At 47.6% G+C, this 12296-nt stretch carries 13 protein-coding genes; 1 reads left to right on the top strand and 12 read right to left on the bottom strand.

Annotated elements, in window-relative coordinates; translation table 11 throughout:
* Positions 1 to 26: 26 nt before the first annotated feature.
* From ACOMG9_RS18450 to ACOMG9_RS18505, 12 genes are all read right to left on the bottom strand, one after another.
* The gene (locus ACOMG9_RS18450) at positions 27 to 692 is read right to left on the bottom strand and encodes an HrpE/YscL family type III secretion apparatus protein (RefSeq protein ID WP_448217973.1); all 666 of its coding nucleotides are present in this window, start codon (positions 690 to 692) and stop codon (positions 27 to 29) included.
* The gene (locus ACOMG9_RS18455) at positions 671 to 1378 is read right to left on the bottom strand and encodes a SctK family type III secretion system sorting platform protein (protein WP_448217974.1); all 708 of its coding nucleotides are present in this window, start codon (positions 1376 to 1378) and stop codon (positions 671 to 673) included. Before ACOMG9_RS18455 ends, ACOMG9_RS18450 begins: the two co-directional genes overlap by 22 nt.
* Positions 1375 to 2166 carry a type III secretion system inner membrane ring lipoprotein SctJ gene (gene sctJ, locus ACOMG9_RS18460; RefSeq protein WP_448217975.1) on the bottom strand — a complete coding sequence of 264 codons (792 nt, stop codon included), beginning with the start codon at positions 2164 to 2166 and terminating at the stop codon, positions 1375 to 1377. The genes ACOMG9_RS18455 and sctJ overlap by 4 nt, the downstream gene beginning before the upstream one ends.
* A gap of 78 nt (positions 2167 to 2244) precedes the next feature.
* Complete coding sequence (locus tag ACOMG9_RS18465) at positions 2245 to 2661, bottom strand: EscF/YscF/HrpA family type III secretion system needle major subunit (RefSeq protein WP_422134877.1); 417 nt, start codon at positions 2659 to 2661, stop codon at positions 2245 to 2247.
* 62 nt (positions 2662 to 2723) lie between these two features.
* Positions 2724 to 3095, bottom strand: a complete 372-nt coding sequence (locus ACOMG9_RS18470; protein WP_448217976.1) for a type III secretion system chaperone family protein — start codon at positions 3093 to 3095, stop codon at positions 2724 to 2726.
* Positions 3096 to 3173: 78 nt separating this feature from the next.
* A complete protein-coding gene (locus ACOMG9_RS18475; RefSeq protein ID WP_494529224.1) occupies positions 3174 to 4532 on the bottom strand; it encodes a TyeA family type III secretion system gatekeeper subunit in 1359 nt (452 codons plus the stop codon).
* A gap of 59 nt (positions 4533 to 4591) precedes the next feature.
* Entirely contained in the window at positions 4592 to 6085 is a 1494-nt protein-coding gene (locus ACOMG9_RS18480; protein WP_494529225.1) for a hypothetical protein, read from the bottom strand.
* An 18-nt stretch (positions 6086 to 6103) separates the two neighbouring features.
* A complete protein-coding gene (gene sctE / locus ACOMG9_RS18485) occupies positions 6104 to 7660 on the bottom strand; it encodes a type III secretion system translocon subunit SseC family protein (RefSeq protein WP_494529226.1) in 1557 nt (518 codons plus the stop codon).
* Positions 7661 to 7676: 16 nt separating this feature from the next.
* The gene (locus ACOMG9_RS18490; protein ID WP_448217980.1) at positions 7677 to 8168 is read right to left on the bottom strand and encodes a SycD/LcrH family type III secretion system chaperone; all 492 of its coding nucleotides are present in this window, start codon (positions 8166 to 8168) and stop codon (positions 7677 to 7679) included.
* 3 nt (positions 8169 to 8171) lie between these two features.
* Complete coding sequence (locus ACOMG9_RS18495) at positions 8172 to 9008, bottom strand: hypothetical protein (protein ID WP_422134883.1); 837 nt, start codon at positions 9006 to 9008, stop codon at positions 8172 to 8174.
* Positions 9009 to 9102: 94 nt separating this feature from the next.
* Positions 9103 to 10890 carry a hypothetical protein gene (locus tag ACOMG9_RS18500; RefSeq protein WP_448217982.1) on the bottom strand — a complete coding sequence of 596 codons (1788 nt, stop codon included), beginning with the start codon at positions 10888 to 10890 and terminating at the stop codon, positions 9103 to 9105.
* Positions 10891 to 11146: 256 nt separating this feature from the next.
* A complete protein-coding gene (locus tag ACOMG9_RS18505) occupies positions 11147 to 11566 on the bottom strand; it encodes a CBS domain-containing protein (RefSeq protein ID WP_317145470.1) in 420 nt (139 codons plus the stop codon).
* 202 nt (positions 11567 to 11768) lie between these two features.
* Between ACOMG9_RS18505 and ppa the strand changes: the two genes are divergently transcribed.
* Positions 11769 to 12296 (top strand): inorganic diphosphatase, encoded by a 528-nt coding sequence (gene ppa, locus ACOMG9_RS18510; protein WP_422134885.1) that lies wholly within the window; start codon positions 11769 to 11771, stop codon positions 12294 to 12296.

Genomic DNA, 12296 nt, shown 5'->3' on the forward strand with positions numbered 1-12296 from the left:
TTTATACCTTTAGATATAAACCACAGTCATTGTGGCTCATCAAACATGGAATGATCGTTGGTAATACTGGTGACAGCTTCAGAGTTAATTCTTTCAAAGCGTTTTTGTAGCGCCTTGATTTGCAGATCCACACTGGCATCAACAACCCCGATATCACTCTCCATGATACAGTCACCGGTAGACAGACGCTCATCCGAAACAAGATCTATAAAGCCTACACCTTTGTATTCCCCCAGTATTTCATTGAGTCTTGTTTTAACCATCTTGAATTGACTGGGAGGGATACGTATGGTGACTTGCTTCTCATTTCTGACGTGCTGTAGTGCATTTTTAACCAGACTTACGGCAAGTTCTTCCTGATCATATTCACCAATTATTTTTTTAATCCCCGACATTAAAATATCAGCCAGGGCTTTCTCCACTTCTGAGAGATAGTTTATGGTTCGACTGACAACTTTAAGCATCTGCTCAGCCTGATCCACCTTACCTTCTGCTAAACCCTCTTCAAAACCTCTCTGCTTTTCCTTCTCATAGGCCTGACGAGACTGCTCCAGTATTTCTCTGGCATGCTCCCGAGCTTTGCTGACGATTTTTTCAGACTCAAGATAGTCTGCATAATCTTCTGATTTCAAGACTTTCGCTGACGGGTCAATCGTCAACTGTCCTGAAGTCAAACGAACAGGTGACGCCATTCTCTATTCACCTCTTTATGAGCTTTAACGACCAGTGTCTTGCACTGATTGATATCCAGGTCCAACTTCTCTGAACTCCGGTCTGGACTGCAGATAGTATCGCGAAATGAAACAGGCAGTTTTAATTCCAGCCTTTTAATAAAGGCAGGAGAACTGTCTGAGAAAGCCCTTCCAAGCACTTGAAAACCGGATTGCGTAAGATATCGTTTAAAACTATCGAGATGATCCCAGTCAATCAAAAAGCTTGGCCCCCGATCAGTTCCGATGCGACTGAAAAACTGCGCCTTTTTAACAGCGAAACGAAACCCATCCTCACCCAACGTTTTCTTTAGCAACAGCCTTTCCCGCTTACGAAGAGTATTTCGAATAACACTTTCGTTGAGAATAATACCCAAATAAAAAGCCAGTTTTGTAATGGCTTCTTCGTCAGCCAGCGCTACTCTTTTGTGCTTTTCATCAAAGTCGTAATCAAAGTCGTTGCTAAGATCAAACTCTTTTAATAAAAAATGAGACAGATGAAAATCTGCATTACCGGCCTTTCTGAGCTGTTTGACCAATGGTGATAACTTGATGGTTTGCAACCAGCTGTGATGGATAAAGCGCACCAGGTACAGGTTAAATTCAGCAATGGACTGAAACAGTTCTAATTCAGGGTCCATCTGAAGGTTTGGTTGCTCTGTGTTCATTCAGTCTTCCTGACTTTTTTCTTGCCTTTCTTCATAAACATCATCCAATACAGTGCTCCACAACCGGCAAGGGTCATGATCAAAAGAAACAGGAGCCCATAGATAACCCCTCTCAAAGCCCCGGCAGAAGAAGGATTTACCTTAACGAAAAATACCGATTCCATTTTGGGTGCAGCACTGCTCCCCTGATTAATACGGGTAGCAGGAAACAGAGAAACCGTGATTTTATCCAGGGACAGTCCTTCAATACTGTTAGACACCAGTGTTTTGACCTTTGGAATGAAACCCGCCAGCTCCAGCTCTGGTGTGTACTTGATAAACACAGAGGCCGATGAAGGGTAATTGACGTCACTCAGAGAATCCTGCTCCTGAGGCAACACCACATGGACACGAGCGGTGATGACACCATCAATCATGGATAATGTTGATGAAAGCTCCTGTGACATGGAATAGGTATAACGAGCTCTCTCTTCAGTGGGTGAAGAGATCAGACCATCTTTCGGAAAAATATCACCAATGGAAGAGTACTTCTCCTTGGGATATCCATAACCACGCAGCAACTTGATGGATCGTGAAACTTCATCAGATGGCACCATCAGGGTCACCATCTTTTCTTTATTAATGAGCTTCTCTGCAGGTATGCTCCCATCCAGCAGGATAGCCAGCATATCATTGCCTTCCTTTTCAGAAAGACCAGAGTAGAGCTCAACCTTACACCCGGCCAGCAGAAAGCTGAGACAGATGACTCCCAGGTATTTCAGAGTACGGTGCACAGTTCCATTGCTCATGAACGGGTGACTCCGGCTGTATTTCTGGATCCAAAATAACCAGACAGCTGTGCACCTGCTTCAGGACTCCGTCAGGAATTACTGATTGCGCAGCAGAGTATCAAACGTCTGGGTACTCTTACTGACAATCTTCCCTATGTAGTCCTCGGTGACCATCAGGTTGGTCATGGCCATCTGGGTTTTAAACATGTCCTGCATGGTCATGGTTTCACCAGGCTGCAGGTTGGAGACGACATTCTCTTTACCTGCTTCAACATGCTCTCTTAACCCCTGCATACCTCTGAGAATCTTATCTCCCAGAGTCAGGGCTCCCCCTTCTGGCTGACCAACAGCTGATGCAGCTTGTATTGCCTGCTGTCCATCGGCATCACCTGACAGCAAGTTGCCAAATTTATCTGCCGCACCTGCATCCACTTTCTCCGGAACGGCAAAGGTTTCGGCAGATTCAAGTGCTTTCTCTGTCAGGCCTTTTGAGTTGATAATATTTTCGGCCATATAACAGACCTCTTGAGTTGGTCACAGTTTTCAGCAGGCCGAGCCTGCCACCCTACGGAGCCCTAAGCAGCAAGCTGCTCAGATTGCCTTATTATTGCTTCGATAGCACTTTCGACGGTTGGGCGAGAGAACTGTTCATTATTGAGATAAATCAACCAGACCAGTTCCTCTTCTCCTTTCAGTCCTGCCTGCAATGGCAGCACAAGTGACTGGGTGTAATGACACTTTTTTAGCGCGTAAACCAGACTTTTGGAGGCATCGAATCGGGACAATCCCTGAACCATGTAGACAAGAACGCCCTCCTCTTGTGTCTCCAGATACAGGGTCCTTTCTGATTCAAATTCCATGCTGATCACTCCGGATACACCGAAACTGAGCCCCTCAATACCCATTCCCCGGCCGATATCCGAAACCACCTCATCGCGCCAATCCATAACTTGCTTTCCTCGTGCTAAAAAGCTTTCACAGGACCCCCTGCCTTTTATCAGCTGTAGAGTCTTTAGTGGTGGCTACTAAGATTTTTGTTCCTTCCCAGCAGCAAAAAAAGGCGTTTCAACTTTCTCACTTGATGGCAAATTCAGAGAGGCGGTTACCTCACCCAGAAAACTATCATCCAGCCCGGCATCCAGAGCCTCTTCAATGGCTTCTGACTCTTCCTCTTCAAAATTCAGAGAGGCGGTTACCTCACCCAGAAAACTATCATCCAGCCCGGCATCCAGAGCCTCTTCAATGGCTTCTGACTCTTCCTCTTCAATTTTGTTATCCAGACTGTCTGTTGCCGCAGACAGCATATTCAGTTTGGTCTCATCATTGGTAAACACTTCTTCGGGAATGGACCTGACGATATCAACGATAGAAGTCAACGCAAAAATATGAGCTTCCAGTTTTTCCAGATTCATTTTTAACGGCAATTTTTCAAAATCAGACTCTGTCACCCACTGTTGATCGACGAGATCGAGCATCTCCTCCATGAGCACAAGTCGAAGGACTTTTTCTTCAGGGAATGTTCTTTCCAGCCTCTCTTCAGCTTCGCAACAGGCATCATGAACACCCGACTGAATCTTCAGCCCTTTCATATCATCAATAATGACTTTCAATCTGACCGGTGAAGTGGAGTGAGTGGTGCAGTTCAAATCCGTCGCAAGGAGATCAAGTTGTCCCTGAATGGCTCCTTCCAGATTATCTGCTCCGTAGGTTTCTACCAGATAGCGATAAGTTGTCTTGAGTGAACCGTCATCACGCACATGATCCATCTTCGCTGAGTCAATGAGGTTGGCATAGCTTTCACGGACCGTACGAACATCAACATCAAAGCCCATCTCTTCGATCATCTCGGCTGCTGACTCAGAGATATTGAGGCCAGCCTGAATCAGTGTCGGGTTCTTTTCCCTGATGCTTTGCTGAGCCGTACGAATTTGATTGGCTTTTTCCTGGTCTCCCTGCTCTTCAAAATATTCTGCGGCAAAATCCAGTGCCGCAAATTGCTCAAGCACGTCGTCCGAAAATTCCTGGGCCTGTTTCAGAACCTGATTGGGGTTGAGATTGGTTTGATTACTGAAATTATTAACCAGATCTTTGAACGCCTGGGTTTCCTGAATAGCCTGTATTTTCTTGATGCGCTCAAGCAGCTTGTCAGAGAGTTCTGAACCATTGGAGAGTTTTCTGTCTTTGAGTTTGGTTTGCTTGAAGCGGTCAGCGACCATGGAAAGCTCTTCTGCACTGTCAAGCAGCGCAGAAGTGGCATCAGACCGAACCTGAACCGTTTGTCCGGCAACCTTGCCTTTGGCTCCCTGATTGCCTGCAACGTTCTGGTTACTCTCCAGAAACGATGGCGCTGATGCACCACCGGCCCTGTCGAGTGGAATAGTCATGTCATGCCTCCTGCATGCTGTGGACGGAACCCCTCAGAGTCTGAACGGAACGTCTCTGCTCAGCCTCGTGTGGTGGTTTTCAGCGTTTCGAACCAGGTTCGTATAATTTCATCCATCTTACTTTGCACAGTCTTCACCATGTCCTGTTGCAACTGCATCCACTCAGATGAACTCTGAGCCGAGTTTTCGTGGGTTTTCTGGTAGGCTTCATGCTCTTTCTGTCTTGCCTGGTGTTCTGAAGACCGATAGTTAAAGCCCGCAGAAATAATGTCACCAAAACCCGTCGCCATCTGAGCCTTCTGGGTAGCCAACTGCATCCTGACCTGCTTCTCAGCAGCGGAACCACCACCCTGTGCACCATTCATTGCAATCTTACCTGCACCTATTTTCATGGTACCGCTGACCACACCTGCTACCAGAGAGAAGATGGCGGCATTTCTTACTTCTCCTGCCTGGTGCAAAACTTCCTGCTTGGCTGCATCATACTCAGCAGCCCTGGTTTCTCTGGCGGTTCTTCGACCCTGAACCCCCATCTCGTGAAGGAGTTCAAACACAGTAAAAATGTCCACCAGCTGTTGCAGCACTCTGTCACCGATCGGGCTGCCTGTTGATAGTACGTTGGCGGCCTTTGCCATCTCTTGCAAATGAGCAAGCTGATTAATATCCATTGATTGAGCAAGCTTACCTTGAATTTTCAACGATTTAGGATCGGCCGTGGCCAACAACACATCGGCTTCTGCATCACTGAAGCCCATCTGTTTCAGTAGTTCTTTCTGTTGTTCAGTACCAAATGTCTGGCCGTTCAACAGAGCCGTCAAACGTTCTGCCTGAGCATTGCTGAATCCTTGAGAGGCAAGGGCCGATTTATTTTTCCCGGACCCGGCCTGATGAGTTGACATCAGCGAATTGCCTTCATCATCCGGATCAGCCAGTGACAGCAAGGCATCCACCTGACTTTCACTGAAACCCATGGCCTTCAGAGCGTCTTTTTTACCCTGTAAAGCTGATTCACCACCATGCAGGGACGCCAGAGAGTTACCCGCATCATCCGGATCAGCCAGTGACATCAGGGCATCGAGCTGACTCTGGCTAAAGCCCATTCCGGCGAGAACACTTCTCTTACCCTCAGCAGTTCCGAGATTATGACCATGAAGGTTACTTAAAAGACCGGCGCTGCCTTTCAAAAGATCAGCGTTTTTTTTCAGCTGCTGTAGCTGTTCCGGGCTGAGGTTGCCGCTGCGCAAACCTTCCGCCAGCTTCTGAGTATTTTCTAGAGATGACTGAGTCTGCTTACTGATATCGTTGACATCAGAACTGGCTGTTTCAAGATGGGTGGGCTTAACATCACCGGGTTTATCAAGCTCTGGTGCCCTCTTCTGTTGACCTTTCAAAACTTCGGTACTTTTGCTTTCACGGGAATATCGAAGGTTTTCGCCGTCAAGATCTCCCCGTCCGACTTCATCCAGCGGCGCTGCGCCACCTGACCCTGATGTCTGGGAACTATAGTCCACTGGCGTATTCTGTGACGCGCCTGTCTGTCCTACCTGTGACATAATCTACCTCCTTGAGACTCAGGCACGCAGGTTGCGCGCAAGTGTTGTCTTGGTTTCATGATTCGCTTTAATGATGCTGGCGGCTGTGGAGTAGCCATTCTGGAGTTCCTGGATAGCCTTTTCCAAACCTTCCATAGCATCATCTATGGCCTTCTGGATCCTGACCATTTCGGCTTTTTCTTCAAGCGCCTCTGCCCTGAATTCGTCTGCCTGGTATTTATAAACAGAAGTTCCGATATCAGCACCACCCGAAGCAATCTGACCGGCGCCCCCTATCCACTGGGCTATCTGCCCTAACTTGGTCACGATCGCAATATTTTTTGCAACAGCAGCTGATGTGGTTGCAGCCGTGTTAGCGCCTGTCGCCGTCACCGTTGCAGCGGTTGAAGACCCTGCTGCGGTACTCGATGAAGCTGTACTGGCAGCGGCTCCACCTGCACCGGCAACGCCACCTGCGAAAGCTGCACCAGCAGAAAGTGCGATCATAATGACAGACCAAAAGACCGTGGCACCAATTTTGGTATCTTGCTCAGCGTCTTCGTCACTGGCAAGGCCGTCAAAAATTTTCATCATAAAGTTGCTGGTTTCTGATGAAACCGTCATGGTGATCATAAGACCTGTCGCTGCAACCATCAGACCAGCGGCAACAACACTCAATGCACCACCGGTAAGAACTCCCGCAACAGCCAAAGCGACGGAGGCAACTGCCATGAATGCCAGTGCGATATAATTGAAAATCGACCCTACCATTTGGGATTTTTTCGATTCTTCGACTTTTGCAATGGATTCACGAATTTTGCTGATGATATTGCTACTGCGTTGCTCTGCAGCGACCTGACCTATCTTGATACTTTCCTGGTCAAAGCGGAGTCGCTCGTTCTGCAACTTTGACTGGATCTGAACCAGCATCGTGGTAGCGGAGTCTATATCAAGGGGCCTTTCAGCGTTGAGAGCTGCTTTGGTAAATGTATCAAGATCCTTCTTCAGCTCAGCTTTCAAATCATCCGGAATTTCTTTGATGGCAGAGAAACGAACCATGACATCTTCGAAAGTATTAAACAGTGTATTCAGCTTGGGATCGCCACCCCGGGCCTCCATATCTTTCAATCTGGCAGTGGCAGAGTGCATGGGAGCAAGAGCGTTTTCAGGATCTTTGGGATCAGCCACAGCCAGCACCCCATTGATTTGGGATTTGCTGAATCCCATACTTTCAAGTTCATTGCTCTTACTCTGAAGATGGTTTGTCTGCTTTCTGATGGGAAGGTTACTGTGTTCCTGAACCACCTCACCAGGCGTCCTCGGACCTTTTGCCGACTTGTCTGTTGCCTGCCCTTCCTGATGTTTCAACACTTCTGCGGTAGCCTTTTCAGACTCAGCATTTGCCGAAGGCGCATCCAGAACGGGAGCATTGATCTGTGCTTTAGGGGCTTCTCCACCTTCCGTTCTAGAGTAACTGTTCTGGTTACTAAAACCTCGCTGAACCGGATTTTCTTCATTATCAACAGCATCATAAGAAGCCTGATGAATATTTCCGGTTTGCTCTGTAGGGGCAGGCCCCTGACCGATTGAAGACATCCTTTCACCTCTTCCCTTAACTGCTCAGGTTTTCCAGCATGCTTTCGGCTCTCTGTTTTTCTTCCTCAAAAGCAGCCGCATTTCCAGCCCATTCAATGGCTGTTTCGTATGACATTTTTGCTTTTTCATTGTCACCCATTGCCAGATGACAGTCTCCGATGTAGAGCATGGGCCTGGGGTCGTCGGCATCCAGTACAGTGGCAAAAGTGAAGATCTCAATAGCATTTTCATACTGCTTCATCATTTGCTGGCAGGCACCGAGACCCAGAAAGTATTTTCGATTGAAGTGATCATAGAAACAGAGAAACTGAAAGACCTTTTGCGCCTCGTCGTACTTCCCCCCCTGATAAAGGTTATAAGCGACGCTGTATATGGCTTCCATGGCATCATCGCTCATATTTTTGAGGTCTTTGAAGGTTCCGCCTTTACCAAAGAACTCGAGAAGCATATCATCAAGTTCTTCACCTTCATTCATCTTGGCTTCTTCATTCACAGCGGGATCCTCCATGATTCACCGTAGGTTCTGAATAATCGTACTGAGTGACTGATAGTATTTGTTGACAAAGTTAGAAAGCATTTCAAAGCTTTGGTTATATTTATTTATAGTCTGCTGTAGCTTGGTTGTTTCCAGCTGGGATTGACTGGTCAAAGCTTCAATTTTGGTCTTCAAACCTTCGATATTAACTTCCCAGTCAGCTGAATTGTGATTAGTACCACTCTGGTACTTCGCGCCAAGGCTGTCCCAAAAGTCCTTGTACTCCTGACTAAAGGTTGTTGTGCCCGATGTACCGGCGTCAGCTTTTTTAGCTTTGGCTTTGGCTAACCAGTCGTTTGCTACTTCCAACTGGGCGTTCTTGTCCTGAATCGATTGAATCTGATCTCTGAGTTGAACCTCTATGATTTCCGCCCTGGCCGTTAGAACTGACATCACCAAGGCATCCAGACTGGGCTTGGAAAAATCGACAGGCTCTCCATTCAAATAGGCATTTACAGAAGCTGCACCCGGGCCAATATAATTATCTCCCTGCCAATTGCTCGGATTACTGACCTGATTCAGAAGCGAGACGGGTGTCTGGACATAGACCAGCTGCCTCGCAGCATCCGTGAGTTTGCCTGAGTACTGAAGAGAGTTGAGTGTCGACTTATCAACGGTATAAAAGTGAGTGGGTGTCAGGGAATTCCCCTGATCATCAGGGTCGGCCAGTGATAATAAAGCATCAATCTGTGCATCACTGAAACCCGCAGCTCTGAGTGAGTCTCTTTTGGCATCAGTAAGATGAACAGACCCCCGCGTGCCAGTGAGTGTTACTCCCCCCTTATTATCCACTGCCGGTGTGGAATCAGTCATAAATTGGCTCCCTGCCGCCCTGAGCAAATCACATTAGTATTAATTTAGTACATGACTTCAATGCGAAAATTTCATCAACAACATAAATTAAGAACTATTTGAAATGATTTTTATCTCTCATTTTGTCGATCACATTACTAAACCTGTCTTCGATATGTCTTTCAAGCTCATCCAGAAACTCTGCTCCCGTGATCCTTTTTCCTCTGGGTTTTTCGAGCACCTCCTTCGCGGCGTTCAGAAAGTCATTTCTGTCACTGACACCAAGACGATCGGCCCTGTTCAAAGTGTCCAGTTCAAAAGAAAGCACTCGAAGGTGGACTTGATTTTGTGAAATAGTCGGATCAAACGCCTCTGAAGCGCCTGTTCCAGAGGCAGAGGAATGTAGAGGTGTTGCCGGTTTTCCAGACTTAAGAGCTACAGGAGGAGGTGGAGGAGGTAGAGGAGGTTCTGGCACCGCATCAGAGACCCCTGCAGAAGCCCCAAATGCAGCCAGGCTCTGCTGTTTTAACAAACGCTCGGCTTTTTCTGCTTCGAGCAACTTCAGGACATGAGTCAATATTTCTCTGGCTTGTTCTGTGCCGGGACTGGCCAGCGCTCCCTGGGTCATGACCATCAGCTGACCCAGGGAAGCATCGCTCATTCTGGGCAGCATCTCTTTCATTTTCGACAGAAAATCAGCCAGAGCCTGCTCTCTCTCAGTGGCTGATGTGGCATTCATCATAGCTTCTGCCGCACTCAAAATAGCGTTTGTGACCGATTTGAATTCATTATCGCGGGGATCAAAATTCTTATCTCTACTCAATACATCGGCAATAGCCTCTGAAATCACTTCTGAGAGAGGCAAGCCTGCCTGCATCCCTGAAGAAACTTGCTCTAAAAGTGCCTCGGGGTCTCCATTAATCCCGCTTTGCTGAGCAAACTTCCTTAGCCTTTTTTTGGCTTCGTCTTCATCCAGAGAACCATCTTCCCTGACAGGAATCGGGCCATCGCCCTGAGTGAGGGCTTCCAGAATGGGTTTGCGAACAGCCATGAACTTGCCATCATCGACATTGTTTTCAACCGGCTTGGATTTAGACTCATCAGGTTTTGGCTCAGGCTTATCAGGTTTAGGTTCAGGCGGGTTAACCGGAACATCACCTGGGGCAGCCACGATCTCGGTGAGGCCCATACTCAACATCATTATTCCACAAGCGTATATACAAAGTCCTGCTGGGGGAAAAGCAATGCTTGCGAGTGCCCCTATGCCCACCAGAACACCACCCACTGCGGTGACCGTTGACTCTTTTTTGTGTTTATCGAAAAAACCAAGCTTGGGCTGAAGCTGATTCTTGAATGCTTCTTTTCTGCTTTGCACATCAGGATCATCGGATGAGCTGACAGACACGTGGGGTCGCGCAGAAGGTGAAATCGCTGTTGGTGAAATGGATTCATCATTCGAGTCAGGGGCAGGACTGTCCCCATGCTCACCCGGAGATGTTTGCTCAGGTTCTTCGTGAAGCTGTGCACTTTCATCACTGTGCGGATCAGATGCTGTAGATGATTCATAAAGTCCGGAAAGTTCGGGAGGGCTGGTTCTGGAAGACTTTCTGGAGGCTTGCAGCGAATCCAATATTTTAGAAGCTTCATCATCTTTCATGGAATCTTTCAGCTTTGAATTCGTCAGCGCTGGCAAATCTTTACGGGCACTGGCAGTACGTGAGTGTATACTCTCTGGCGCTGGGCTCGAAACTTCAGAACCACGCCCCCCAATGAGACTCTTTCCCGGCGTTCCGGTTACATTTCTGGGACCCAACCGGCCCGATTCATCAGCCTTATGCTCTGGTGGCACCAAATCAACAGGTGATGTAGTTTGAGTTTCGACTCCCGTCGTTCTCCCTTCCATAAACCTTCTTCCAAAAGTTCGTCATGTACTTCAATAAAGCTTAGATGAACTATCGCTTTGGCAGGAGATTTAATACTCAAAGAGAATAAGTAAGCCTTCACTATCCAGCCAATTTTTTGGCACTTCAACCCAACCGTCACCCAGTGACTTCAACTGAACTGCACCTGACCATGTTCATAACCCAGAACACTACTCCAGCATTTTCGAGATACAGCCCGTTCCGGGCATAAGGCTTCAGGTGAGAGAGCAGAACGACCTACACAGCTTTTTGTTTGGCTGGTGTTTCATAAAATTCCAACACCGCTGACATGACATCTTTAGGACTGAGCATCCCGACCAGAGCACCGTCATCAACAACGGGGACCCTGAAAGCGTGGGCTTTCATAAAGTGTTCGTAAGCAGTAATGATATTGTCGAAGGGCGATACGGTGAGGACTTCCCGGGTCATACTTTCTCCCACAAGACTGCCTTCCTGGGAAAAATACCCTCCCATCAAAGTTCCCTGGAGACAGTCGGTTTCTGAGAGGATACCGACCACGCCCCCACTCTCATCGACAACCGGTACGGCCGTAATATCGTTGTGGAGCAGTATTCGTATGGCCTCAACCACTTCCATAGTTGGTGGAATGGTGATCACCTGAGGTGTCATGCAGTCTTTAACTTTGATTGATCTCATAAAACCTCTCCGGTTATTCTGAGCAGTCAGGAGCAATATGACCCTTACAGTATTCTACTCTTTTTCGAACAATGTCCAGTTGCCAAAGGAACATACTTCATAAAGTCTTGTTCACAACGGAGACAACTCCCTTCAGGAACTCTATAATGGCCAGCTTTCCATCCATTTACCTCTGTAATCGAAATAAGGCAAAGGTATACACATGAGCTATGCAAATATCCCGGCAGGTAAGAGTCTGCCTGAAGATATCTATGTTGCCATCGAAATTCCGGCCAATGCGTCACCCATCAAGTATGAAATTGATAAGGATGTCGATGCTCTGATGGTAGACCGTTTCATGGCTACCCCCATGTTCTACCCTGCCAACTATGGTTACATTCCCCAGACTCTGGCGGACGATGGTGACCCTCTGGACGTTCTGGTAGTGACGCCTTACCCTGTTGTTCCGGGTTCTGTCATCCGCTGCCGTGCGGTCGGCATGCTGAACATGTCAGACGAGAGTGGTCAGGACGAGAAACTGATTGCAGTTCCTCACGAGAAGCTGTCTGCGCTTTACAACGATGTGCAGGAATACTCTGATCTGCCAGAACTCTTGCTGAAGCAAATCGAGCATTTCTTCGAGAACTACAAAGATCTGGAACCCGGAAAGTGGGTCAAGATTGAGGGCTGGGAAGGCAAAGAAGCTGCCTTTGAAGTCATCAAAAAGTCTGCAGCAAACTACAAAGGCTGA

This window comes from Endozoicomonas sp. PH6C (assembly GCF_059322965.1).

Bases quoted from the DNA above. Each gene is read 5' to 3' on its own strand.
- ACOMG9_RS18450 (WP_448217973.1), bottom strand. From the start codon at position 692: ATGGCGTCACCTGTTCGTTTGACTTCAGGACAGTTGACGATTGACCCG.
- ACOMG9_RS18455 (WP_448217974.1), bottom strand. From the start codon at position 1,378: ATGAACACAGAGCAACCAAACCTTCAGATGGACCCTGAATTAGAACTG.
- sctJ (WP_448217975.1), bottom strand. From the start codon at position 2,166: ATGAGCAATGGAACTGTGCACCGTACTCTGAAATACCTGGGAGTCATC.
- ACOMG9_RS18465 (WP_422134877.1), bottom strand. From the start codon at position 2,661: ATGGCCGAAAATATTATCAACTCAAAAGGCCTGACAGAGAAAGCACTT.
- ACOMG9_RS18470 (WP_448217976.1), bottom strand. From the start codon at position 3,095: ATGGATTGGCGCGATGAGGTGGTTTCGGATATCGGCCGGGGAATGGGT.
- ACOMG9_RS18475 (WP_494529224.1), bottom strand. From the start codon at position 4,532: ATGACTATTCCACTCGACAGGGCCGGTGGTGCATCAGCGCCATCGTTT.
- ACOMG9_RS18480 (WP_494529225.1), bottom strand. From the start codon at position 6,085: ATGTCACAGGTAGGACAGACAGGCGCGTCACAGAATACGCCAGTGGAC.
- sctE (WP_494529226.1), bottom strand. From the start codon at position 7,660: ATGTCTTCAATCGGTCAGGGGCCTGCCCCTACAGAGCAAACCGGAAAT.
- ACOMG9_RS18490 (WP_448217980.1), bottom strand. From the start codon at position 8,168: ATGGAGGATCCCGCTGTGAATGAAGAAGCCAAGATGAATGAAGGTGAA.
- ACOMG9_RS18495 (WP_422134883.1), bottom strand. From the start codon at position 9,008: ATGACTGATTCCACACCGGCAGTGGATAATAAGGGGGGAGTAACACTC.
- ACOMG9_RS18500 (WP_448217982.1), bottom strand. From the start codon at position 10,890: ATGGAAGGGAGAACGACGGGAGTCGAAACTCAAACTACATCACCTGTT.
- ACOMG9_RS18505 (WP_317145470.1), bottom strand. From the start codon at position 11,566: ATGAGATCAATCAAAGTTAAAGACTGCATGACACCTCAGGTGATCACC.
- ppa (WP_422134885.1), top strand. From the start codon at position 11,769: ATGAGCTATGCAAATATCCCGGCAGGTAAGAGTCTGCCTGAAGATATC.